Below are 22,841 nucleotides of genomic sequence, written 5' to 3' on the forward strand. Positions count from 1 at the left end.
GGTGGGCGCCGGGGCGCGTGGGCTGGAGGGGCGGGAGCCCCTCAGGAGGGCAGGTGGCCTTCGAGGCGCACCGGGTCGCCGAACAGCGTCACCACCCGGCGGTCGCCCTCGTACGCCTCCCGGCTGTGCGCCGCGCGGAGGTTGTCGACGACGAGGAGGTCGCCCGCCTGCCACGGCTCGCGCCGGGTGGCCGCCGTGTACGCGTCGTTGATGGTCTGGATCACCGGCTCCGGGATGGGTTCGCCGTCGCCGTAGCGGGTGTCGAAGGGCAGCGAGTCCGGGCCGTACAGGTCCGTCAGGTACTCGCGCACCATCGGGTCCAGGGTCAGCTGGTTGAGGAACGCGACCTGGTTGAACCACAGGCGCCGCCCGGTCCGCGGGTGGCGGATCACCGCGGCGCGGCGCTGCACGGTGCGCAGCGACCCGTCGGGCAGCCACTCGCGCTCGATGCCGTGCGCCGCGCAGTACGCGTCGACCTCTTCGGGGTCCTCGGTGCCGAAGGACTCGACCCAGCTGATGCCCACCTCGCGGTAGGTGCGGGTCAGCAGCCATCCCTCGCGTGCGAAGCGGTCGACGACGTCGGCGGGGAGTGCCGCGAGGACCTCCTCGGCGTCGGCGACGCCGGTCGCCCCGCCGCTCGGGGGCGCGGTGAGGCAGCCGAACAGGGCGACGCGGGGCACCTCGGCCGCGTAGCTCAGCTCGTGGTGCATGCACATCGGTTCGTCGGAGGGCCATTCGGAGGAGGTGTACACACCGCCGCCGAGGTCGCCGCGGGAGGTGAAGCCCTCCCGCTCGGGGACGCCGGTGACGCCGAGGGCGCGCGCGGCGGCGGCCAGGTCGGCGGGGACCTTCAGTCCGAGGCCGCGCACCAGCACCGCGCCGTGCCGCTCGACGAGCGTGCGCACGGTGTCGGCCGGCAGGTCGCCGCCGGCCCCGCCGGGCAGGGCGATCAGGGGGATCCGGCCGTCGGCGAGCACCGGCGCGCCGCCCGGCGCTCCCTCGACTGTGGCTGTCATCGGGCTGCCTTCCTGGATTCCGACGGGGAGGAGGTGGGGGTGGGGGTGGGGGTGGGAGTGGTGCGGCGGCGGTCGAGCAGGGTCGCCAGGTCGGCGAGGACCGGGGTGCGCTTCAGCTCGGCCGGGGGGACGAGTCCGTCGAGGGCGACGGCCAGCCGGAGCATGGTCAGGGAGGTGCCGCCGACCGCGAAGAAGTCCGTGTCCCGGCCGATCCGTCCGGCCGGCACCTTGAGCACCTCGGTCCACAGCCTGGCCAGGTCGCGTTCGGTGGCGGTGAGCGGCGGCGCGGCCCGGTGCTCACCGTCGCCGCTCCCGGCCGCGAGCCGGGTCAGCGCCTTGCGGTCGGTCTTGCCGTTGGGGGTGAGCGGCAGGGCCGGCAGGTGGTCGAGGCGCTGGGGCACCATGTAGTCGGGCAGCGTCCCGTGGAGCGCGGCCAGGATGTCGGCGGGTGCCGCGGGGCCGGTGAAGAACGCGGCCAGCTGCCGGTTCTCGCCCTCGCCGGTCACGACGACGGCGCTGTCGCGGACGCCCGCCACCTCCAGGAGGCGGTTCTCCACCTCGCCGATCTCGATCCGGAAGCCGCGGATCTTCACCTGGGCGTCGCGGCGGCCGAGGAACTCGAGCCGGCCGTCGGGCTGCCAGCGGCCGAAGTCGCCGGAGCGGTAGAGGCGGTTGCCCGGCCGGTGGGGGTCGGCCAGGAAGGCGGCCCGGGTGCGCTCCTCGTCGCCGACGTAGCCGCGGCCCACGCAGACGCCGGAGAAGACGATCTCGCCGGGCGCGCCGAGCGGCACCTGCCGCAGCCGCTCGTCGACCAGGTACACGTGGACGTTGCGGACGGGCCGGCCGAGCGGCACCGACGTGCCCTCGGGAGGGCGGCGCATGACCTCGTGGTTGGTGTCGTCGGAGGTCTCGGTGAGTCCGTACGCGTTGACCAGCGCGATGTCCGGGAAGGCGGCGAACCAGCGCTCGGCCAGCTCCCGCTTCAGGGCCTCGCCGGTCACCGAGACGTGGCGGAGCGCGGAGAGCGCCCGCGGGTTCGCGTCCAGTTCGGTGAGCAGGACCTCCAGGTAGGAGGGCACGACCTGGAGCACCTCGACCCGGCCCTCGTCGACGGTCCGGGCGAAGCGCGCCACGTCGAGGATCTCGTCCTGTCCGACGATCAGCGTGCGGCCGCCGACGGCGAGCGCGGCGACCAGCTGCCACAGGGAGATGTCGAAGCACTGCGGCGCGGTCTGCGCCACGACCCGGCCCTCGGTGACGTCCAGGTCCTCGATCTTGGCGAGCAGGTGGTTGAGGAACCCCTCGTGCTCGCACAGCACGCCCTTGGGCAGGCCGGTCGATCCGGAGGTGAAGTAGATGTAGGCGCCCTGGCCGGCCGCGACCGGCAGGCCCGGGTCGGTGTCCGGCCGGTCCTCGGCGAGGAGGGCGTCCAGGGTCTCGGTCGCGGTCCCGGCCGGGCCCTGCGCCGTGCGGTCGGTGAGGGCGAGGACGCAGTCCGCCTTCTCCATCATGTACGCGACGCGGTCGGCGGGCAGTTGCGGTTCGACGGGGACGTAGACGCCGCCGGCCTTGAAGATCGCGAGGACGGCGACGAGCCAGTCCAGGTGGCGTTCCATGACCACGGCGACGGTGCTCTCGTCGCGTATGCCGCGGGCGCGCAGGGCGTGGGCGGCGCGGTTGGCGAGCCGGTTCAGCTCGCCGTAGGTGAGCGAGGCGTCGCGGTGCACGGCGGCGACGTCCGAGGGGCGCAGCCGGGCCTGCTCCTCGAAGAGCTCGTGGACGCGCCGGTCCGGCAGTTCCCGCCGCGGTCCGGCGAACTCCTCGCGCTGGCAGGCGGCTTCCTCGTCGGAGACCGGGTGCCAGTCGGTGTGGTCGGCTTCGGGCGTGCGGGCGATCGTGTCCAGGGCGCCGAGGAGGTAGCCGGCGATCCGTCCGGCCTGCTCCTCGTCCAGCGCGTCGGTGCGGTGGGTGAGGGCGAGTTCGAGGCCGTCGTCCGGGCCGGCCGTGAGGGCGACGGCGAGCACGGTGCCCTCGGGCAGGCCGGGCTCGCGCGGTGTGCGGCCCGCGGCGTAGACGGTGTGGAAGGCGACGGGCTCCGCGGGCGGCTGCCGTACGGCGTCCGCGGCGGCGTCGGCGGCGCGGGCGAGCAGCGCCGTCCAGGGGGCGTCGGGGACGGCGATGCGGCACGGCAGCGGATCGGCGGCGCCGTCCGGCAGATAGCCGGTGGTCACGTCGCCGTCGCCGGTGAGCGCGGCCAGCACCCTGGCGTACGCGCCGAGCGCGAGCGCGTCGAGGCTCAGCGACAGCTCGCCGGCCCGGCCGCGCAGCGCGGCCGCGGTCGCCGGGGACAGCGCCGCCCGACGGCCGGCGGTCCCGGCCGTGGCCGGGGTCTGCCGTGACCATCCCGGCAGGGGTGTACCGGCTGCGAGCACGCCCCGCCGGCCGCCACGGCCTTCCTGCCTAGCCATCACGAGAACTACCTTCCGTTTCGCGGATGCCGCACTTCTCAAGCGCCCCGAGGGACGCTAGAGGGGCGCATTATTGGGGGGGTATCACCGGGTGACGGGCTGGGCCGTCCGGTCGCGCGCGAAGTCGCGCAGCCGCTGTTCCGCCTGGTCGAGGACGTCCGGCGGCCGGTTGAAGGCCACCCGCACGTACGCCGCTCCGCGCGCCGGATCGGCGAAGAAGACGGTGCCGGGCGCGAGCAGCAGACCGGCGTCGGCCGCGAGGGCGCGGGTGAAGTCGGGGCTGTCCTCGTCGGTGAGGCCGCGGATGCCGGCCATCACGTAGCAGCCGCCGGCCGGGAAGGCGCAGTCGAAGCCCGCTTCCCGCAGCATCCGGACCGTGCGGTCGCGCTGCGCGCCGAGCAGCGGCGCCGGGTCCCAGGCGGCCGGGCCGAAGAGGCCGGCGTCGGCCGCCGCGCGCTGCAGCGGGGCCGGCGCGCCGGCCGTGGTGGCCACGTGCACCTGCCGCAGCAGGCTCGTCCAGTGCGGCCGGGCCCGCAGATAGCCGAGGCGCCAGCCGCTGACGGTGTGGGTCTTCGACAGGCTGCCGACGACGATGCTGCGGTCGGCGAGGGCCGGGATCTCGGCGGCCGAGCAGTGCGCGCGGCCGTCGTAGACGTAGGGGGCGTACACCTCGTCGGAGATGACGGTGACGTCCCAGCGCGCGCACAGCTCGCCGAGGAACTCCAGCTGGGCGCGGTCGAGCAGGGCGCCCGTCGGGTTGCTCGGGCTGTTGATGACGACGGCCCGGGTGCGCTCGTTGAAGGCGGCGGCCAGTTCGTCCTCGTCGAGCGACCAGTCCGGTTCGCGCAGCTTCACGAAGCGGGGGCGGCCGCCGGCCATGGCGATGGCGCTGACGAAGTTCTCGTAGAAGGGCTCCAGGACGATGACCTCGTCGCCGGGGTCCACGGTCGTCAGCAGGGCCACGCACAGCCCCTCGCTGCCGCCGACCGTGATGGTGAGCTCGGTGGCCGGGTCGGGGGCGCCGGGCAGGGACGCGGCGATGCGTTCGCGCAGTACGGGGTCGCCGACCGGGTCGGCGTACTGGTTGGCGCCGCCGCGCAGCGCGGCGCAGGCCCGTTCGACGAGCTCCGGCGGGGTCGGCGGGTAGGCCGGGGTGCCCACCGCCAGGTTGACCAGGTCGGTGCGGCCGCCGACGAGCAGCGCGGCGAGGCCGCCGCCGGGCAGGTGCCGGACCCGTTCCGCTGGGCGGCTCATCGGCGGTCCTCCGGGACGGTCAGCGGGGCGGCCTCGGCGAAGGCCCCGCGGGGGATGGTGGGCAGCCAGGGCGCGCGGCGCTGCTCGTAGGCGGTGATGAGGTCGTCGCGCAGCAGCGTCGCCTGGATCGCGTCGTGCCCGTCGAGCAGCTGGCGGCGGGCCCGGTCGTCGATCGGGAAGGGGGCCTCGTGTCCCGCGCAGGACAGCCGGCGCTGCTCCAGGTCGACGGTGACCTCCAGGGCGGGGTCGGCGTCGGCCAGGTCCATCAGTTCGCGGACCAGCGGATGCGGCAGGTCGACCGGGAGCAGGCCGTTGTTCAGGGCGTTGCGGCGGAAGATGTCGCCGAAGCCGCTCGCGACGACGACGGTGAAGCCGCCGTCCCGCAGCGCCCAGACGGCGTGCTCGCGCGAGCTGCCGATGCCGAAGTTCCGGCCGGTCAGCAGGACGGTGGCGCCGGCGTGTTCCGGGCGGTCGAGGACGAAGCCGCCCTCGGCGCGCCAGTTCGCGAACAGGGCGTCGTGGTAGCCGGTCCTGGTGATCCGCTTGCAGAACTCGGCGGGCACGATCTGGTCGGTGTCGATGTCGTCGCGTCGCAGCGCCACCGCCCGGCCGGTGTGTCTGATCAGGGGTTCCATGGGAGTTCCCTCAGGAGAGGTCGGCGGGGGCGGCGAGTCGTCCGGTCACCGCGGTCGCGGCGGCGACCTGGGGTGACACGAGGTGGGTGCGGGTGCGGTCGCCCTGCCGGCCCTCGTAGTTGCGGTTGGACGTGGAGGCGGTGCGCTGGGCGCCGGCCAGCCGGTCGGCGTTCATGCCCAGGCACATCGAGCAGCCGGGCAGCCGCCATTCGGCGCCGGCGGCGGCGAAGACCTCGTGCAGGCCCTCCCGTTCGGCCTCCTCGCGCACCTGCATGGATCCCGGTACGACGAGCATCCGGGTGGAGCCGGCCACCCGGCGGCCGCGCAGCACCTCGGCGGCGGACCGCAGGTCCTCGATCCGGCCGTTGGTGCAGGAGCCGAGGAAGACCACGTCGATGGGGACGTCGCGCAGCGGGGTGCCGGGCGCGAGGTCCATGTACGCGAGTGCGCGGCGCGCGGCGGCCTGCTCCTGCGGGCCGGCGAAGGTGTCCGTGTCGTCCGGGTCGGGCACCCGCTCGCCGAGCGGCACGGCCTGTCCCGGGTTGGTGCCCCAGGTGACGAACGGGGTCAGCTCCGACACGTCGAGCCGTACGGTGCGGTCGAAGACGGCTCCGGGGTCGGTGGACAGCGTGCGCCAGTGGGCGACCGCCTCGTCCCAGGCCGCGCCGGCGGGGGCGTGCGGGCGGCCGGCGAGGTAGCGGAAGGTGGTCTCGTCGGGGGCGACGAGACCGGCGCGGGCGCCCGCCTCGATGCTCATGTTGCACAGCGTCATGCGGGCTTCCATGGACAGCCCCCGGACGGCCTCGCCGCGGTACTCGACCATGTGCCCCTGGGCGCCGTTGGCCCCGATCTCGGCGATCAGCGCCAGGGCCAGGTCCTTGGCCTCGACGCCCGGCCGCAGGGTGCCCTCGAACTCCACGGCCATGGTCTTGGGCCGCCGGACCTCCAGGCACTGGGTGGCCATGACGTGTTCCACGTCGCTGGTGCCGATGCCGAAGGCCAGGGCGCCGAAGGCGCCGTGGGTGGAGGTGTGGCTGTCGCCGCACACCACGGTCATGCCGGGCTGGACGAGGCCGAGCTGGGGGCCGACGACGTGGACGATGCCCTGGCGCCGGTGACCCAGCGAGTACAGCTCGATGCCGAACCGCTCGCAGTTGGCGCGCAGCGCGCCGATCTGGGCGCGCCCGACGGGGTCCTCGATGACCGGCGAGTCGGTGGGGACGTTGTGGTCCTCCAGGGCGAGGGTCAGTCCGGGGCGCCGCACGGCCCGCCCGGCCTGTTCGAGGCCGGCGAAGGCCTGCGGGGAGGTGGCCTCGTGCGTCAGGTGCAGGTCGACGTAGAGCAGGTCCGGGTCGCCGGGGGCGGCGGCGACGACATGGGCGGACCAGAGCTTGTCGGCGAGGGTGGCGGGCCCGGTCATCGCGCACCGCTTCCCTGGCCGACCAGGCTGTCTCTTCGGGCGGCGTCCGTGCGGCGGACCTGCCGGGCCGCCGAGTGCACGGCCGCGCGTACGGCGTCGCGCCGGGTCTCGTCGATGCCGACGCCCCACAGCGTCCCGGTCTCGGTGACGACCTCGCAGAAGGCCGTGACGGTCTCCGCCGTCTCGCCGCCGCCGGTGACGGTGATCTCCTGCACCAGCGCGTCGCCGTGCGCGGCGAGCACGTCGGCCGCGTAGGCCGTCCACTGCTCGGCGCCGCCCGCGGCCGGCGCGGGCTCCTCGCGCACCTCGTCCGCGAGGCCGGGCCGGACGTAGCGCTCCTCGAAGGCGAGCCACAGCTGCGCGGCGGTGATCTCGCCGCCGGTGCGCTCGCACTCCTGCTGCATCGCCGCGGCGAAGTGGATCTGGAGGCGGCGGGGCAGCTCGACGCCGTACTCGGCGCGCAGCAGGTGCGCGATGCCGCCCTTGCCGGACTGGGTGTTGATGCGGATCAGCGCCTGGTAGTCGCGGCCGATGTCGCGCGGGTCGATGGGCAGGTACGGCACGTCCCAGGTGTCGTCGTCCGTCTCGCGGCGGGCCTTGAGTCCCTTGGCGATGGCGTCCTGGTGGGCCCCGGCGAACGAGGTGTAGACGAAGTCGCCGGCCCAGGGGTGGCGGCTGCCGACCGGCAGCTGGTTGCAGCTCTCGACGACCCGGCGGATCCCGTCGATGTCGGTGAGGTCGAGCATCGGGTCGACGCCCTGGGAGAAGAGGTTCATCGCCAGCGTGACGAGGCAGACGTTGCCGGTCCGTTCGCCGTTGCCGAAGAGCGTGCCCTCGACCCGGTCGGCGCCGGCGAGCACCGCCATCTCGGCGGCGGCGACGCCGCTGCCGCGGTCGTTGTGGGGGTGGACGCCGAGCAGGGTGCGCTCGCGGTGGGCGAGGTTCCGGCTCATGTACTCGATGCGGTCGGCGAACTCGTTGGGCGGGAAGACCTCGACGGTCGCCGGCAGGTTGACCCGCAGGGTGTGCCGGGCACGGGGGGCCCAGAAGTCCAGTACGGAGTTGCAGATCTCCAGCGCGAAGTCCGGTTCGGTCTGGGTGAAGGACTCGGGGGCGTACTGGAGGTAGATCTCGGTGCCGGGGAGCGAGTCCTGGAGCCGGAGTCCCTGCTCCGCGCCGGCCATCGCGAGCGCGAGGGTCTCCTCGCGGCTCTTGCGGAACACCAGCCGGCGCTGGATCTCCGAGGTCGGGTTGAAGATCTGGAGCACCGCCTGCCGGGCGCCCTCGAGGGATTTCACCGTGCGCTCGATGAATTCACCGCGAATCGGCGTCATCACCTGGATGACGACGTCATCGGGAATCGCGTCGCTCTGGATGAGATGGCGGACGAATTCGTAGTCGTCCCGGGAAGCCGTCGGATATCCGACCTCGATCTCCTTGAATCCCATGGCGACCAGGAGGTCGAACATCCGCCGCTTGCGGCCGACGTCCATGGGGTCGATCAGCGCCTGGTTGCCGTCCCGCAGGTCGACGCTGCACCACAGCGGCGCCTGCCGCTGCACCCGCCCCGGCCAGGTCCGCCCGGTCAGCCCGATGGGCCGATAAGGGGGATACTTCGCGAACGGCATCGGACTTCCCTGCTGGATTCCTCGATCCGCCATGTTTCTCCGCCACTCCAAGACCGTTGCTGTTCTTGGCTCATCGCTGCGAGTCATTGATTCCTGATACGCAGCACGCTAGAGAGCGGCCTTATTGACGGGATATCACTTCGACACCGCCCGGCCCGGCGGACGGCCGCAGGCAAGCGAGTGGCTCCCCGGGGAAGCCGTCCCGGGGAGCCACGCGCCGAGGTCACCGCCGCCGTCTCCTCAGAGCACGCTCCAGCCGATGACGAGGGCGGCGAGCTCGGCCTCGGCCTGCCGCTCCCCCGTCGCCGAGCCCAGCTCGCGGAACAGGTCGCGGGCCGCGGTCAGGTACTGGTGTGCCTGGGCCGGGCGGTTCAGGCCCTGGTAGCACCGGCCGAGCCCGAGCCCGATCCGCGCCACGAGAAGACGGTCGCCGATCCGCCGGGCGATGGGCAGCGACTGCAGGATGGCCGTCTCCGCCTCGGCCGGCCGGCCGGAGGCGATGCGCAGCTCGCCGATGCCCAGCAGGGCGTGCGCCTCGCCGGGGGCGTCGCCCTTGGCGCGGACCGCGCGCAGCACCCGCCGGTACGTCTCCTCGGCGGCGTCGAACCGGCCCTGCTGCGCGTACGAGGCGGCCAGCCGGTACAGCGTCTGGGCCATGCCGCGGGTCTCGCCGACGCCGGTCATGATCTGGAGCGCCTCCAGCGAGAGCCGGACGGCCGCGTCGGGGCGCTCCCGGTCCAGCTCGATCTGCGCCAGCTGGCTGAGCGTGTGGGCCTCCGAGGACGAGTCCCCGATCGCCCGGAAGGTCCGCCGCGCCTCGGACAGGCGGCGCAGCGAGGAGCTGAGCTGGCCTCTGACCCGGTCGGCGATGGCCATGTTCCGCAGCGTCAGGGCCCGCCCGTGCATCTCGCCGACGTCGCCGAAGAGCCGCAGGGAGGTGGCGAAGAGCGGCATCGCCTGCTCGAAGCGGCGCTGGAACATGTCGACGGAGCCCAGCTCGAAGCACATGGCGGCCTCGCCGCGGACGTTGCCCGCCCTGCGGGTCGCCTGCAGGCACGTTTCGCTCAGGCGCCGCCAGTCCTCGTAGTAGTTCCGGGTCTCGAACAGCACGACGCTGGACATCATCAGGTCCCACGCCAGTTCGTCCTTGCCCAGCCGGCACGCCTGGACGATGAGCGCGGCGATGTTCATCCGCTCGGACTCCAGCCAGCTGAGCGGCGCGGCGAGGAGTTCGTCGGTCAGCCGCCGCTCCAGGGGCCGTCTGGGAGTGGTGCCGTGGATGATCGCGAAGTCGCCGCCGTACTCGCGGCGGTGCGCCTCCTCGGCCAGGGTCAGCCAGGTGCGCAGCGCCCGGTCCCGGGCCGCGCCGAGCGCGGACTCCGGCTCCTCCGAGTCGGCGCACTCCCTGGCGTACAGCCGCAGCAGGTCGTGGAAGCGGTAGCGCAGGTGGCCGGTGGCGTCGCTGCCGACCACCGTCAGCAGGTGGGCGTCGACCAGCTGCTCCATCAGGTCCTCGGCCTCGGCCGAGCCCACGTCGAGCAGGGTGCCGCCGACCCAGGCGGCGAAGTCGGGCACGTCGAGCAGCCCCAGCCTGCGGTACATGCGGGCGGCGCTCTCGGTCAGGCCGTGGTAGCTCAGCGCGAAGCTGGCGCGCACCTCGACGCCGCCGGTGCTGAGTTCGTCGAGCCGGTGCCGTTCGTCGGAGAGCCGGTGCACCAGGTGGCGGACGGACCAGTGCGGCTTGGAGGCCAGCCGCGCGGCGGCGATCCGCAGCGCCAGCGGCAGCCCGTCGCACAGCCGGCACAGCTCCTCCACCGCCGCCGGGTCGGCGGCGATCCGGTCGCGGCCGACGATCCGGCCGATCAGCTCCGCGGCCTGCCGGGCGGGCAGCAGGTCGAGGTTGATGCGGAGCGTGCCCGGGCCGACGGTCGGGTGGCTGGGCTGCTCACGGCTGGTCACCACCACCCGGCAGCGCCCGCTGCCCGGCAGCAGCTGCATGACGTGGGCCGGTATGCGAACGTTGTCGAGCACCACGAGGAGCCGGCGGTCGACGAGCACGCTGCGGTACAGCGCCATGCGGTCGGCCAGGTCCTCCGGGATCCGCTCGGCAGGCGTGCCGAGGGCCCGCAGGAAGCGGCCGAGCAGGGCGTGGACGGTCGCCGACTCCTCCTTCCAGTCGTAGGCGGAGAAGTCGACGTAGAGCTGGCCGTCGGGGAACTCCCCGGCCACCCGGTGCGCCCAGTGCACGGCGAGGCTGGTCTTGCCGCCGCCGGCCACGCCCGTCACGAAGGCCGTGGTCATCGGCGGCGAGCCCTCGGGGCTCGGGTCGAGGAGCCGGTCCAGGGCCGCGAGCGCGGTCTCCCGGCCGGTGAAGTCAGCCATGTCGGAAGGGAGTTCGGCGGGCACCGCGCGCGGCTCGGGCGAGCGGCCGGCGCCGGGCAGGGCGAGCGTGGGGTCGTCGCGCAGGATCGCCTGGTGGAGCTGCTGGATCGCCGGGCTGGGTTCCAGGCCGAGTTCGTCGACGAACTCCTTGCGCCACATCCGGTAGCCCTCGGCCGCCTCGATGCGGCGGCCGGCCCGGTACTGGGCGAGCATCAGGCTGTAGCGCAGATGCTCGTGCAGCGGGTGGTCGCGGACCATGACGGAGAGCTCGGGGATCAGTTCGTGGTGACGGCCGAGGGCGAGCTCCACCTCGGTCCAGGCCTCGTAGGCGACCAGCCGCTGCTCCTCCAGGCGGGTGGCCTCGTCCGCGATCGGCTGGCCCACCACGCCGGCCAGGGCGGGGCCGCGCCAGACGTCCAGCGCCTCCTTGTACAGCTTCGAGGCCTCCAGCAGGTTCCCGCGCGTGGCCTGCTGGCCGGCGTCCTTCACGAGGCGCGCGAACTCGGCCGCGTCCAGCCGGCCCTGGTCCGTGCCGAGCCGGTAGCCCGGATGGACGGTGACGATGAAGTCGTCGTCCATGCCCGCCGCCGAGAACGCCTTGCGTAAGCCGCCGATGCAGATGGCGACCTGGGTCCGCGCGGTGTTCGGCGGCCGCTCGCCCCAGACGGCGTCGACCAGGCTGTCGACCGAGACGACCTGTCCCCAGGCCAGCGTGAGCATCGCCAGGATGGTCCGCTGGCGGGGACCGCCGATGGCCACGGCCTTGCCGTCGACGGTCGCCGATAACGAGCCGAGGATGGTGAGCCTCAGCCAGCCGGACGTCGCACCGCCGCAAGTCATGCCCGTCATCGAGTCCCCCGTACTCAGCCACATGCATGATCAGTCGATCACTATAGGCATGCGCTGAGGAGGGTCACCAGCCCGTTTCGACGTGCCCGGACCGGCCCGTGTGCGGTCCGTCGGCGGTGGTGAGCGCTACGTGAGAGTGAAGAAGATCATCGGGTTGTCGCCCTTGGCGCGCACCGGTTCGCCGAGTCCCAGCTCCTGCTTCACGGCGGTCAGCCGCTCCCGGACCTCGGGCGCCTTGGCCGGGGACGGCGTGAAGAACTCGATGCCGTTGTCGCGCAGCCACTTGACGATGACGGAGCCCTCACTGAGGGGCTTCGGCCAGCGGCCGTGGTAGACGTCGTGGACGCTGGTCGGCGTGCCGGCGGGGACCTCGGGGAAGAGGTTCTCGATGTACCAGCGGGCGAAGCGGGCGCCGTGGTCCGCGTCGATGAAGAGGTAGTCGGTCTTCGCGATGGGCATGCCGGCGAGGCTCTCGCGGACGTCGCCCTTGGTGAACTGCCAGCGCCCGCAGGACAGTTCCTCCGGAACGTTGCTCACCACCCGGTCCACGATGTCGTACGAGTGGAGCCGGCCGGTGCCGTTGTCGCGCAGGGCGCTGAGGATCCACATGGTCGACCAGCCGTAGAACGTGCCGATCTCGACGACCACCTCGGGGCAGCGGTCGCGCAGCAGCAGGTACGTGATCTCGGCTTCCAGGTCGTCCAGTTGGGCCTTCATCGTCTTCCCCCGGTCCTGGAGGAACTTCCGCTGGGCGTCCCTGACCGCGCCCAGGTCGGACGCGTACTTGACGTACAGGGCGGTCAGCGAGTCGACGGTTATGGAGTGCACGACCCCTCCGGGGGCTATATCGAGGACGACGGGGAACTACTGGGGGTCCGGACGGACGCCGGTTCCGCCTGGGCGGGAGGGTTCCCGGCGGCCGGGCGCCCCTCGGCGACCCGGCGGGTCCGGGAGGCGGGGCGGGTCCGGGAGGCGGGGCGGGTCCGGGAGCTGCTCTCCAGACCGCGGAAGACGGCGCACAGCACGAGCAGCATCAGGGCGAAGACGGGGAGCCAGCCGAGGCGCGCGAGCGCCCAGGCGGGATGGTCGGGGCTGGTGTGCAGTCCGAACAGCGGCTCGTCGAAGCCGAGGAGGGCCACCGTGGTCTCCAGCATCGCGGTCTGGTGCCAGAGGAACACCGTGACCGCCGACAGGTTGATCAGCGCGACGCCCGCCCACACGAACTGCGCGGGAGCGGCCCGGCCCGGCCGACGGGCGGCCGCCCCGGCCGCCGCCGGATCGCCGCCGGTGATCCGGCGCAGCGGTCCGCGCAGGAGCAGCGCCGCACCGCACTGGGCGGAGCCGAAGGCGAGGGCGGCGAGGCTGGGCGGGTCGAGGTTGGACAGCTCCTGCCCGGGCACGCCCACCATGCTGGCGGGGTAGCCGCCCCAGAGGATCAGCGCCGCCATGCCGGCGGCTCCGGCCGCGAGCAGCGCCGCCGCGTGCCGGCGGCGGGCGAGTCCGCCGGCGGCCCAGAAGGCGCCGAGGCAGTACGGGACCAGCCAGCCCGCGAGGACGTTCGCGTAGCGGAGCGTCGCGGCCCAGTCGCTGCCGCCGGAGGCGAAGTACGTCACGTCGAGGACGGCCACGACGAGACCCGCCGCGAGGGCCACCCGGCCGCCCACCCGGTACACGAGCGGCGTGACGGCGGTGATCGCGGCGAACACCAGGATGAACCAGAGCGGCGAGAGCACCAGGTTGAGCAGGGTGCGGATGGTCTCGTGGGCGATGCCGGCCGCGACGAGGCCGAGCGTCACCAGCGTCCACACGACGAGCAGGGCGGCCACCGGCTGCAGCAGCCGGCGCATCCGCCGGCCGAGCCAGGTGCCGTAGCCGTCGCCGCGGGAGCGTGCCGTGGCGTAGCCCTGGGCCGCCACCCGGCCGCCGATGAAGAAGAAGACGGCGAGCGGCTGCAGCACCCAGGACAGCGGGGTGAAGCCGGACATGTGGGCGAGCGGGCTGTCGCCCATCAGGTGGCCGCTGGCCCGCAGGACCACGCCGGTCACCAGCCAGTGGCCGAGGACGACGCCGAGGACGGCCAGCGCGCGCAGCGCGTCGATCGAACGGTCCCGGCCGGCCGGGGTCGCGGCGTCGATCCGCAGGACCGCGGCGTGGATCCGGCCGCCGGCGCGGGCGGGGCGCTCAGTCATGGGAGACCTGCCCGTCCCGGCCGAGGCCGATCAGCGCGAGGTTGTGCAGCGGGACGCTGCCCGGGAGGAAGTAGTCGCTGTGGCCGCCGGCTCCGGTGGCGAAGTGGCGGGCGCCGAAGGAGGGCGCCACCGGGTCGGCGCCGAAGCCGAAGGTGCGGCCGAGGATGTTCACCTCGACGTGGGGGACGTCGGTGATCCAGTCCTGCGCGCCGCGGCCCGCCCAGAGCGGCACGTCGGTGCGCAGCTCGGCGGCCGAGGCCACGCCCATGCCCGGGCTGCCGACGACGGCGACGCCGGAGAGCTGCCGCCGGCTCGCGCGGTCCAGGTCCCGCACGGCGCTGCCGCAGACCACGGAGCCGTAGGAGTGGCAGACCAGGGCGACGGGGGCGGTCGCGTTGGCCGACCTCAGCTGGGCGAGGAACTCGCGCAGTTCGCTGCCGCCGGCGGCGGCGCGGCCGTTCTCGGCGACGTCCCGGCTCATCGTCCGGGGCGCGTGGTAGCCGAGCCAGGCGACCACGGCCACCGGGGTGCCGGGCGCCGTGCGGCGCATCTCGGCGTAGAGCGCGCGGGCTCCGCCGTTCAGCGAGGCGCTCTTGGTGCCGAGTTCGTCGAAGGTGTCGATGGTGGTGTCGGAGCCCGGCACCACGACGGCGATCCGGTCGGCCCCGGCGAGATCGCCGAAGACCTCCACGGCCAGTCCGTCCCCCTCCGTGCTGACGGTGAGGAACTGCCGGTCCGGCGCGGCGAGCCGGTCGAGGACCTGGCTCCGGGAGGTGTCGTCGAGGCGCTGCGCCGCATCGCGCGATTCGGCGAGGAAGCGGCGGTTGGCCTCGTAGCGCTCGTGGAGCGTGGCGGCCCGGACGGCGGGCAGCCGGGGTGCCGCGGGGGCGCCGGGCACCGCGGACCGGGCGGCGGCGGTGACCGACAGGACGATGGCTCCGGCGACGACAACCGTCGACCAGCGCCTCAGCCGTTCCGTCATCACGGACGGTCTCCCTTCCCCCGTTTCGAGCGATCCAGGAAGGACGGTAGATCTCGGTGCCCCTGGCACACATCGCTCTCAGGAGGGCTTCCGGCGCGTAGCTCTCAAGTATGAGAAGGCTGCCCTCCCGGTCCGGACCGGCACGGGGGCGGCGTCCTCGGTCCGCCCGCCCGTCACCCGATCGGTGACTGTGCCGGCGAAGCGCGTGCGGACCCGCTCCCGGCGTGATGGAGTCCCACTGCACATCCCGCTCGATTGGGGAGATATGGGTACGAATCGACGCAACGGTGCGCGGAGGAACGGTCTGGCCGCGCTCCCGGGCCACCTGGTGGGCGCCTCCGCCTGGACGGAGGCGGCGACGGGGATCCTCCTCGTCCCCGCCTCGGCCCGGCGGCTGGCGATGGGGGTCAGACGGTCCCGCTCCGCGGACGTGGTGCGGGCCGGATGCGGGATCGCGCTGGGCCTCTTCGGCTGGACGGTGGTGCTGCTCGCCGCCCAGGGACTGGTCAACGGACTGCTGTATCCGCTGGTCGACGCGCACGACTACCAGCACTCGTGGGGCGGACCCACGCTTGCGGGCGCCTGGCTGGTGCACGCCGCGGGCGCGCTGGCCCTCGCCGTGGCCACGCTGCTCGTGCTGCGCGGGGTGGCCGCCGTCGACCGGGCCAACGAGCAGTCGCTGTCCGGCGGGCGGCGCCGCTGGTGGCCGGTCCCGCTGTCGGTCCTGCTCGGGATCGGCGTGGTGGTGCTCGTCGCCGCCTGGTTCCGGCAGGTCTAGGTCCTGTCCGGCGGATCAGGGCCGGACAGGCCGTGCCAGGCGTCGCGACCCCGGCCATGATCCGCCGGACAGGACCTGGCGGACACCCCGAGGGGGCGTCCACCGCTCGCCGTGCCGCGCCCCGTTCGCGGCGGGGCCTACTGCTTGACGCCCACGGCCAGCCCGGCGTCGAGCGGGATGAGGGTGGTGAACAGCGAGCGCTCGGCGAACATCTCGTCCAGGATGCCGCCGTGCCGGGCCCGGCCCCGGCCCAGGAGCGCGTTGTCGGCGATGAACAGCCCGCCGGGGCGCAGTCGCCGCAGCGCTTCGGCGAGCAGGCCCGGGCGCGGTTCGCGGGCCACGTCGCACAGCATGAGGTCGAACGCGCCCTCGACCGCCCGGAGGTTCGCCGCCGCGTCCGCCACCAGGATCTCCACCTGGCCGCCGACGCCGGCCCGGTCGACCAGCTCGCGCGCCTTCGCGGCCGACACCGCGTCCGGCTCGCTGCGGTAGACCCTGCCCTCGGGACCGGCGGCGCGCGCCAGCCAGACGGTCGAGGAGCCGCTCGCGGAGCCGAAGTCGAAGACCCGGTGGGTGCCGGACACCTTGGCGAGCTGCCACAGCAGCCGCCCGATGCCCGGGGCGTCGTCCTGCGGTGAGCCCAGCCAGGCCAGGTCGAGGGTGGCCGCCTGGTCGAGGCTCGCGGTCCGGGGGAACGCCGGCCGGTCGAGCGACGGATCCCGGCCCGGCTCCGCCGCGAGCGGGGCCGCGGCCGCCGGGGCGGCGGAGCTCCGCCACGCCTCCGGACCGAGCGCCATGGACCGGAACATCCGGTTCAGGGCCGCCACGACCGCCCCGCTGACCGGACCGGACGGCAGCGCGGTGCCGGCGCCGCTGCCGCGCCCCCAGAAGGCCGCGATGTTCTCCACCAGCGGCCGGCGCTCCCGCTCGAACTCGCCCAGCGATGTGGCCGAAACATCGTTGCCGCGCAGCGCCTTCTCGATCACCCGGGCCGCGGAAACGGCGTCGTGCAACGGAAGATTGTGATCCTGTCCGCCGAATGCGGGCAGACTGTACGCGGCGTTTCCGGCCAACAACAGGCCGTCTGCCACCCAGCGGTCGGCGAGGTAACCGGTGAGCGCGTGGTGTTCCGCGTCCTCACAGCCCCGAATTTCGTCGAATACCTGCTCAAGGCGCGGCTCGACCGAAAGAATGCGCTTCCTCAGCGCTTCGAAACCCCGATCCCTGACTTCGTCGAATGTTCCACTGCGGATTCCCCACAGCACACTCAACCGGTCCGGACCGGACGGGGCAATGCTCAGATATCGGTTGTCGTCGCGGTAATGGTTGCTGAGCACGTCCGGCCAGCCCGCCGGCCGCGGCACGCTGAACGTCAGCGCCTCGTCGCCGCGTTCCACCGGGTGGGTCGCGATGCCGGCGAGCGCCCCGGCCGCCGCGCAGTCCCCCTCCGTGATCACCACGACCCGGCAGCCGACGACGAACGGCTCGCCGTCCTTCGAGGTCAGCGCGATGCCGTCGAGTCCGCCGTCCGCTCTCCGCAGCAGCGAGCGCACCCGGGAGCCCTCGAACCACGTGAAGCGCGGGTTGTCCGCCAGCTCCTCCAGGAAGACCCGCCGCAGCATCTCACCGGTGGCGCCCAGGCCGTACGGCGCCGGGCTTTCGCTCAGGTCCGCGTAACGCAGCGCGGCGATCCGCTCACCATTGACATACGTGTCATAGCCATCGAGCCGCTGCGCTCTCGCCTCCACGCCCCGCCGGAGACCGAGCGCGTCGAGCGCCTGCAAAGCGCCCGGCTGAAGCACCGTCATCGCGAGCGCGCCGGTTTCTCCGATGTCGTCGCCGCCGACGACGGCGACATTCCGGCCGGCGTCGGCCATTGCCTTCGCCAGCGCCAGTCCGGGCGGGCCGGAACCCACGACGCAGATATCGACCTTCGCGGCAGTCCGGTCCGGCATCCCTGTACAACCCCCGTCGATCCAGGTCCGATTCAATCGTCAACGTAGCAGGCCGAAATGAAGGGCCGAAGTCGCGGTACGCCTTTTTACAAACGGTGAAATCGGGCCCACGCCCTACGGATCGGCCGGCGCGCCGGCAGCCGGACCGGCCACGGGACCGGCCGCCGCTTCCCCTCCGCCCCGGACTCCGGTCCGCACAGGAGTGCCACACTGCCCGACATGACTGAGCTCCTCGGCACCCAGCCCGCGCCCGAGCGGTGGATCGTGATCGCCACGGCGATCGCCGCCCTCGTGGCGGTGCTGCCCCGCCCGATATGGCGGCTGTCCCGGAACGCGATCACCATCGCGCACGAGGGCGGCCACGGCCTCGTCGCCGTCGCCACCAACCGCCGCCTCCAGTCGATCCGGCTGCACTCGGACACCAGCGGGCTCACCGTCTCGCGCGGCCGCCCCACCGGCCTCGGCATGATCCTCACGGCCGCCGCCGGCTACCCCGCCGCCCCGCTGCTCGGCCTCGGCGGCGCCGCGCTGCTCGCCGCCCACCACGTCACCCTGCTGCTCTGGGTGGCCACCGCCCTGCTCCTCGCGCTCCTGGTGATGGTCCGCAACGTCTACGGGATCTTCACCGTGGTGCTGACCGGCGGCCTGTTCGTCCTGGTGTCCTGGCTGACCGGCCCGGACGTGCAGTCCGTGTTCGCGTACGCGGCCGTCTGGTTCCTGCTCCTCGGCGGCGTCCGCCCGGCCTTCGAGCTCCAGGCCAGGCGCCGCCGCGAGGGGGCCGGGGACTCCGACGCGGACCAGCTCGGCCGGCTCACCCACGTACCCCCGACGCTGTGGCTGCTCTTCTTCCACGCGGTGTCGATCTGCTGCCTGATCGGCGGCGGACGCTGGCTGCTCGGCGTGTAGCGGCCGCTGTTCGCCCCCGTAAAGTGAGGGCATGACCGAAAGCTCCGCGTCCACCGATCCGCTCACCGGCCTCTGGCCCGCCCCGTACGCGGGCGGCGCCGTCGACGCCACCGTCACCGTGCCCGGATCGAAGTCGGTCACCAACCGCGCCCTCGTGCTCGCCGCGCTGGCCGCCGAGCCGGGCTGGATCCGCCGCCCGCTGCGCTCGCGCGACACCCTGCTGATGGCGGAGGGCCTGCGCACCCTGGGCGTACGGATCGAGGAGGGCGTGGGCCCGGACGGCACCGGCGAGGCCTGGCGGATCATCCCGGCCGGGCTGCGCGGCGGCGCGACCGTGGACGTCGGCAACGCCGGTACGGTCATGCGCTTCCTGCCGCCGGTCGCGGCCCTCGCCGACGGCCCGGTCCGCTTCGACGGCGACCCGCGCTCGCACGAGCGCCCGCTGCACGGCGTCATCGACGCGCTGCGCGCGCTCGGCGCCCGGATCGACGACGACGGCCGCGGCGCGCTGCCGATGACCGTGCACGGCGGCGGCGGTCTGGAGGGCGGGGTCGTGGAGATCGACGCCTCCTCCTCGTCCCAGTTCGTCAGCGCCCTGCTGCTGTCGGGCGCGCGCTTCAACCAGGGCGTGGAGGTGCGGCACGTCGGCGGCCGGCTGCCGTCCATGCCGCACATCCGGATGACGGTCGACATGCTGCGCGCGGTCGGCGCCCAGATCGACGAGCCGGAGCACGGCGGCCGGCCCGACGTGTGGCGGGTCGCCCCGTCCGCGCTGCTCGGCCGCGACCTGGTGGTGGAGCCGGACCTGTCGAACGCCCAGCCGTTCCTGGCGGCGGCCCTGGTCACCGGTGGCCGGGTCACCGTGCCGGACTGGCCGTCCAGGACCACCCAGCCCGGTGACGCGCTGCGGGAGATCTTCACCGAGATGGGTGGCTCCTGCGAGCTGACCGACCGGGGCCTGACCTTCACCGGCACCGGCGCGATCCACGGCATCGACGTGGACCTGAGCGAGGTCGGCGAGCTGACCCCGGGCATCGCGGCCGTCGCCGCGCTCGCCGACTCCCCGTCCACCCTGCGCGGCGTGGCCCACCTGCGGCTGCACGAGACCGACCGGCTGGCCGCGCTCACCAAGGAGATCAACGGGCTCGGCGGTGACGTCACCGAGACCGAGGACGGACTGCGCATCCGCCCGCGCCCGCTGCGCGGCGGCGTCTTCCACACGTACCACGACCACCGGATGGCGACCGCGGGCGCGCTGATCGGCCTGGCGGTCAAGGGCGTGGAGATCGAGAACGTGCGGACGACGGAGAAGACCTTGCCCGACTTCCCGAGGATGTGGACCGAAATGCTCGGAGCCTGAGCCATGCGGCGTTACGGCAAGCACACGGACGCGGACGACATCCGCCAGCGGCCCAACCGCAAGGGCAGCCGCCCCCGTACGAACATCCGCCCCAAGCACGAGGACGCCGTCGAGGGCCTGGTCCTCACCGTCGACCGGGGCCGGCTGACCTGTCTGGTCGACGACCGGACCGTGGTCGCGATGAAGGCCCGCGAGCTGGGCCGCAAGGCCGCCGTGGTCGGCGACCGGGTCTCCCTGGTGGGCGACCTGTCCGGCGAGAAGGACACCCTGGCGCGGATCGTGCGGATCGGCGAGCGCAGCTCGGTGCTGCGCCGCACGGCCGACGACGACGACCCGTACGAGCGCGTGGTCGTCGCCAACGCCGACCAGCTGGCGATCGTGACGGCGCTCGCCGACCCCGAGCCGCGCCCGCGCCTCATCGACCGCTGTCTGGTCGCGGCCTACGACGGCGGCCTCGAACCCTTCCTCGTCCTGACCAAGTCGGACCTGGCCCCGCCGGAGAAGCTGCTGGAGCTGTACGGCGCCCTGGACATCCCGTACGTCGTCGTGAACCGCGACGAGCTGTACGACGGCGGGGCGGCGGACCGGGTGCGGGAGCACCTGGACGGCCGGGTGACGGCGTTCGTCGGCCATTCGGGCGTCGGCAAGACGACGCTGGTGAACGCGCTGGTCCCGGAGGACCGGCGGCGGATCACCGGTCATGTGAACGCGGTGACCGGCCGCGGCCGGCACACCACCACCTCGGCGCTCGCGCTGCCGCTCGACAAGGCCGACGGCTGGGTCGTCGACACGCCGGGCGTGCGCTCCTTCGGCCTGCACCACGTCGACCCGTCCCGGGTCATCCACGCCTTCCCCGACCTGGAGCCGGGCACCGAGAACTGCCCGCGGGCCTGCTCGCACGACGAGCCGGAGTGCGCGCTCGACGCCTGGGTCGCCGAGGGGCACGCCGATCCGGCGCGGCTGTACTCGCTGCGGCGGCTGCTGGCGACGCGGGAGCGGCGCGAGGGCGACTGATCGCGCGCGTCGCGCGCGTTTACGGCCCGACACGACTGGTAAGTGCATAATCGCACCGAGTGCGGAGCGGTCAGTCGAGGCGTGGGAGGCACTGACGATGGCGTGGCTGCTCGTGGTGGTCGCCGGCCTCCTTGAGACGGGCTTCGCCGTGTGTCTCAAGCTCTCGCACGGCTTCACCCGCCTCTGGCCCACGATCGCGTTCGCCGCCTTCGCCCTCGGCAGCTTCGGTCTGCTGACCCTCGCGCTGAAGAAGCTCGACGTGGGCCCGGCGTACGCGGTGTGGACGGGCATCGGGGCGGCCGGGACGGCGATCTACGGCATGGTGTTCCTCGGTGACGTGGTCTCCACGCTCAAGATCGTCTCGATCACCCTGGTGATCGCCGGCGTCATCGGCCTCCAGCTCTCCGGCTCCGCGCACTGACCGCCCGCCCAGCCCACGGGCGGCGCCACGACATGGCTGAGGGCGAGCCGTACGGCCAGTTCGCAGCAGGCCGCCCACCGCTCCCCCGCGCAGGCCGCGGTCTCGGCGACCAGCTCGCCGGGCGCGGGCGGCCCGGCGTCGGCGCGCCGCTGCGCCGGTACGGGCGCGAGCCGGGAGCCCGGCCGGGCGGGCCGCGGCCGGGGCAGCCGCTCGCTCCAGGCGTCGGTGAGCAGGGCCCGGAGCACCGGGCGCTCGGCGGCCCGGGTGACGGTCCACTCGGCGACGGCGGCCAGCTTCCGCGCGGGCGGCGCGTCGGCCGCGAGCATCCGCCGTACGCCCTGGAGATAGGCGTCGGCCTCGCGGCGGGCCAGCGCGCGGGCGAGCCCCTCCTTGCTGCCGAACTCGTTGTAGAGGGTCTGCCGGGAGACCCGGGCGGCCTTCGCCACGTCGACCATCCGCACACCGGACCAGGGGTCGTGCGCGAGGGCGGTGAGCGCGGCGTCGAGCAGCGCGTCGCGGGCGGTCGGCATGGGCGCCTCCCCGGACCGTACGGAACGGTGTGCAGGTGTGCAGGTGTTCAGGTGTGCAGTGGGCCTGTGCTCAGCGTCGGCAGCCGGCCACGCACTGTCAAGGCCCGCCGCCGGGCGGGGCACCTTCGGGGGATAGAGTTTCGACCATGGCCGATTACCACGACGATCTGCGTCTCGCCCATGTCCTCGCGGATGCCGCGGACGCGGCCACGATGGACCGGTTCCAGGCGCTCGACCTGAAGGTCGAGACGAAGCCCGACATGACTCCGGTGAGCGAGGCCGACAAGGCCGCCGAGGAGCTGATCCGCGGGCAGCTGCAGCGCGCCCGGCCGCGGGACGCCATCCTCGGCGAGGAGTTCGGGGTCGAGGGCTCGGGCCCGCGCCGCTGGGTGATCGACCCGATCGACGGCACCAAGAACTATGTGCGCGGGGTGCCGGTGTGGGCGACCCTGATCGCGCTGATGGAGGCCGGGGAGACCGGTTTCCAGCCGGTGGTGGGCGTGGTGTCGGCGCCCGCGCTGGGCCGCCGCTGGTGGGCGGCGAAGGGGCTCGGCGCGTACACCGGCCGCAGCCTGGCGTCGGCGACCCGGATCGGGGTGTCCAAGGTCGGCCGGCTGGAGGACGCCTCGTTCGCGTACTCCAGCCTGAGCGGCTGGGAGGAGCGGGGTCGGCTCGACGGCTTCCTCGACCTCAGCCGGGCGGTCTGGCGGACGCGCGCGTACGGCGACTTCTGGCCGTACATGATGGTCGCCGAGGGCTCGGTGGACATGTGCGCGGAGCCGGAGCTGTCGCTGTGGGACATGGCGGCCACGGCGATCGTGGTGCAGGAGGCCGGCGGCACCTTCACCGGCCTGGACGGGCGGCACGGCCCGCACGGCGGGAACGCGGCGGCGTCCAACGGTCTGCTCCACGGCGAGCTGCTCAGCTACCTCAACCAGCGGACCACCACCGAGGCCTGACCGCCCCTCAGCGCTCCCGGGGGCGCTCCGCGCGCCCCCTTGTCGTCCCCTTCCCCCGATGCCACTCTGAGACTCCCCCACTTTGTGAACTTGTG

At 73.7% G+C, this 22,841-nt stretch carries 18 protein-coding genes; 6 read left to right on the forward strand and 12 right to left on the reverse strand.

The genetic code is table 11. The features are described 5' to 3' along the window. Nucleotides 1-41: 41 nt before the first annotated feature. The 10 genes from ACFYU9_RS29165 to ACFYU9_RS29210 all read right to left on the reverse strand — a co-directional run bounded on the left by ACFYU9_RS29165 (nt 42) and on the right by ACFYU9_RS29210 (nt 14,823). Entirely contained in the window at nt 42-1,016 is a 975-nt protein-coding gene (locus ACFYU9_RS29165; protein ID WP_389208313.1) for a TauD/TfdA family dioxygenase, read from the reverse strand. Continuing rightward, nucleotides 1,013-3,484 carry an amino acid adenylation domain-containing protein gene (locus ACFYU9_RS29170; RefSeq protein ID WP_389346643.1) on the reverse strand — a complete coding sequence of 824 codons (2,472 nt, stop codon included), beginning with the start codon at nt 3,482-3,484 and terminating at the stop codon, nt 1,013-1,015. Before ACFYU9_RS29170 ends, ACFYU9_RS29165 begins: the two co-directional genes overlap by 4 nt. Before the next feature lie 84 nt (nt 3,485-3,568). Next, complete coding sequence (locus ACFYU9_RS29175) at nt 3,569-4,738, reverse strand: pyridoxal phosphate-dependent aminotransferase (RefSeq protein ID WP_389208309.1); 1,170 nt, start codon at nt 4,736-4,738, stop codon at nt 3,569-3,571. Next, complete coding sequence (gene leuD, locus ACFYU9_RS29180) at nt 4,735-5,373, reverse strand: 3-isopropylmalate dehydratase small subunit (protein ID WP_389208307.1); 639 nt, start codon at nt 5,371-5,373, stop codon at nt 4,735-4,737. Before leuD ends, ACFYU9_RS29175 begins: the two co-directional genes overlap by 4 nt. A gap of 10 nt (nt 5,374-5,383) precedes the next feature. Beyond that, on the reverse strand, nt 5,384-6,793 hold the full coding sequence (gene leuC, locus ACFYU9_RS29185; protein WP_389208305.1) for a 3-isopropylmalate dehydratase large subunit: 1,410 nt from the start codon (nt 6,791-6,793) through the stop codon (nt 5,384-5,386). After that, a complete protein-coding gene (locus ACFYU9_RS29190) occupies nt 6,790-8,421 on the reverse strand; it encodes a 2-isopropylmalate synthase (RefSeq protein ID WP_389208303.1) in 1,632 nt (543 codons plus the stop codon). Before ACFYU9_RS29190 ends, leuC begins: the two co-directional genes overlap by 4 nt. Before the next feature lie 240 nt (nt 8,422-8,661). Then, on the reverse strand, nt 8,662-11,652 hold the full coding sequence (locus tag ACFYU9_RS29195) for a BTAD domain-containing putative transcriptional regulator (RefSeq protein ID WP_389208302.1): 2,991 nt from the start codon (nt 11,650-11,652) through the stop codon (nt 8,662-8,664). 126 nt (nt 11,653-11,778) lie between these two features. Next, a complete protein-coding gene (locus tag ACFYU9_RS29200; protein ID WP_389208300.1) occupies nt 11,779-12,480 on the reverse strand; it encodes a class I SAM-dependent methyltransferase in 702 nt (233 codons plus the stop codon). Between the two features lie 14 nt (nt 12,481-12,494). Next, nucleotides 12,495-13,841 (reverse strand): acyltransferase, encoded by a 1,347-nt coding sequence (locus ACFYU9_RS29205; protein ID WP_389346645.1) that lies wholly within the window; start codon nt 13,839-13,841, stop codon nt 12,495-12,497. Next, nucleotides 13,834-14,823: an alpha/beta hydrolase gene (locus ACFYU9_RS29210; protein WP_389346646.1), complete on the reverse strand. Its 990-nt coding sequence runs from the start codon at nt 14,821-14,823 to the stop codon at nt 13,834-13,836. Before ACFYU9_RS29210 ends, ACFYU9_RS29205 begins: the two co-directional genes overlap by 8 nt. Nucleotides 14,824-15,088: 265 nt before the next feature. On the opposite strand from ACFYU9_RS29210, the gene ACFYU9_RS29215 reads away from it, so the two are divergent. After that, nucleotides 15,089-15,601 (forward strand): hypothetical protein, encoded by a 513-nt coding sequence (locus tag ACFYU9_RS29215; RefSeq protein ID WP_389346647.1) that lies wholly within the window; start codon nt 15,089-15,091, stop codon nt 15,599-15,601. Nucleotides 15,602-15,738: 137 nt separating this feature from the next. On the opposite strand, the gene ACFYU9_RS29220 is transcribed toward ACFYU9_RS29215, so the two are convergent. Then, complete coding sequence (locus tag ACFYU9_RS29220; RefSeq protein WP_389346649.1) at nt 15,739-17,556, reverse strand: FAD-dependent monooxygenase; 1,818 nt, start codon at nt 17,554-17,556, stop codon at nt 15,739-15,741. Nucleotides 17,557-17,775: 219 nt separating this feature from the next. On the opposite strand from ACFYU9_RS29220, the gene ACFYU9_RS29225 reads away from it, so the two are divergent. The 4 genes from ACFYU9_RS29225 to ACFYU9_RS29240 all read left to right on the forward strand — a co-directional run bounded on the left by ACFYU9_RS29225 (nt 17,776) and on the right by ACFYU9_RS29240 (nt 21,257). Then, nucleotides 17,776-18,462 (forward strand): M50 family metallopeptidase, encoded by a 687-nt coding sequence (locus tag ACFYU9_RS29225; RefSeq protein ID WP_389208291.1) that lies wholly within the window; start codon nt 17,776-17,778, stop codon nt 18,460-18,462. Between the two features lie 31 nt (nt 18,463-18,493). Further along, nucleotides 18,494-19,822: a 3-phosphoshikimate 1-carboxyvinyltransferase gene (aroA, locus tag ACFYU9_RS29230; RefSeq protein ID WP_389208289.1), complete on the forward strand. Its 1,329-nt coding sequence runs from the start codon at nt 18,494-18,496 to the stop codon at nt 19,820-19,822. Nucleotides 19,823-19,825: 3 nt separating this feature from the next. Continuing rightward, nucleotides 19,826-20,836: a ribosome small subunit-dependent GTPase A gene (gene rsgA / locus ACFYU9_RS29235; protein ID WP_389208288.1), complete on the forward strand. Its 1,011-nt coding sequence runs from the start codon at nt 19,826-19,828 to the stop codon at nt 20,834-20,836. Between the two features lie 97 nt (nt 20,837-20,933). Beyond that, complete coding sequence (locus ACFYU9_RS29240; protein WP_389208286.1) at nt 20,934-21,257, forward strand: DMT family transporter; 324 nt, start codon at nt 20,934-20,936, stop codon at nt 21,255-21,257. On the opposite strand, the gene ACFYU9_RS29245 is transcribed toward ACFYU9_RS29240, so the two are convergent. Then, entirely contained in the window at nt 21,149-21,787 is a 639-nt protein-coding gene (locus ACFYU9_RS29245) for a TetR/AcrR family transcriptional regulator (protein WP_389346650.1), read from the reverse strand. The genes ACFYU9_RS29240 and ACFYU9_RS29245 overlap by 109 nt on opposite strands. Before the next feature lie 146 nt (nt 21,788-21,933). Here ACFYU9_RS29245 and hisN point away from each other — a divergent pair, with 146 nt between their 5' ends. Continuing rightward, complete coding sequence (gene hisN, locus ACFYU9_RS29250) at nt 21,934-22,746, forward strand: histidinol-phosphatase (RefSeq protein WP_389208284.1); 813 nt, start codon at nt 21,934-21,936, stop codon at nt 22,744-22,746. Nucleotides 22,747-22,841 lie beyond the last annotated feature (95 nt).

This window comes from Streptomyces sp. NPDC004327, assembly GCF_042873935.1.
Classification (GTDB): Bacteria; Actinomycetota; Actinomycetes; order Streptomycetales; family Streptomycetaceae; genus Streptomyces.

Coding starts and splice junctions, on each gene's coding strand:
- ACFYU9_RS29245 (WP_389346650.1), bottom strand. CDS start 21,787: ATGCCGACCGCCCGCGACGCGCTGCTCGACGCCGCGCTCACCGCCCTC.
- ACFYU9_RS29220 (WP_389346649.1), bottom strand. CDS start 17,556: ATGCCGGACCGGACTGCCGCGAAGGTCGATATCTGCGTCGTGGGTTCC.
- hisN (WP_389208284.1), top strand. CDS start 21,934: ATGGCCGATTACCACGACGATCTGCGTCTCGCCCATGTCCTCGCGGAT.
- ACFYU9_RS29195 (WP_389208302.1), bottom strand. CDS start 11,652: ATGACGGGCATGACTTGCGGCGGTGCGACGTCCGGCTGGCTGAGGCTC.
- ACFYU9_RS29210 (WP_389346646.1), bottom strand. CDS start 14,823: ATGACGGAACGGCTGAGGCGCTGGTCGACGGTTGTCGTCGCCGGAGCC.
- rsgA (WP_389208288.1), top strand. CDS start 19,826: ATGCGGCGTTACGGCAAGCACACGGACGCGGACGACATCCGCCAGCGG.
- ACFYU9_RS29170 (WP_389346643.1), bottom strand. CDS start 3,484: ATGGCTAGGCAGGAAGGCCGTGGCGGCCGGCGGGGCGTGCTCGCAGCC.
- leuD (WP_389208307.1), bottom strand. CDS start 5,373: ATGGAACCCCTGATCAGACACACCGGCCGGGCGGTGGCGCTGCGACGC.
- ACFYU9_RS29240 (WP_389208286.1), top strand. CDS start 20,934: ATGGCGTGGCTGCTCGTGGTGGTCGCCGGCCTCCTTGAGACGGGCTTC.
- ACFYU9_RS29175 (WP_389208309.1), bottom strand. CDS start 4,738: ATGAGCCGCCCAGCGGAACGGGTCCGGCACCTGCCCGGCGGCGGCCTC.
- aroA (WP_389208289.1), top strand. CDS start 18,494: ATGACCGAAAGCTCCGCGTCCACCGATCCGCTCACCGGCCTCTGGCCC.
- ACFYU9_RS29165 (WP_389208313.1), bottom strand. CDS start 1,016: ATGACAGCCACAGTCGAGGGAGCGCCGGGCGGCGCGCCGGTGCTCGCC.
- leuC (WP_389208305.1), bottom strand. CDS start 6,793: ATGACCGGGCCCGCCACCCTCGCCGACAAGCTCTGGTCCGCCCATGTC.
- ACFYU9_RS29225 (WP_389208291.1), top strand. CDS start 17,776: ATGACTGAGCTCCTCGGCACCCAGCCCGCGCCCGAGCGGTGGATCGTG.
- ACFYU9_RS29215 (WP_389346647.1), top strand. CDS start 15,089: ATGGGTACGAATCGACGCAACGGTGCGCGGAGGAACGGTCTGGCCGCG.
- ACFYU9_RS29205 (WP_389346645.1), bottom strand. CDS start 13,841: ATGACTGAGCGCCCCGCCCGCGCCGGCGGCCGGATCCACGCCGCGGTC.
- ACFYU9_RS29190 (WP_389208303.1), bottom strand. CDS start 8,421: ATGCCGTTCGCGAAGTATCCCCCTTATCGGCCCATCGGGCTGACCGGG.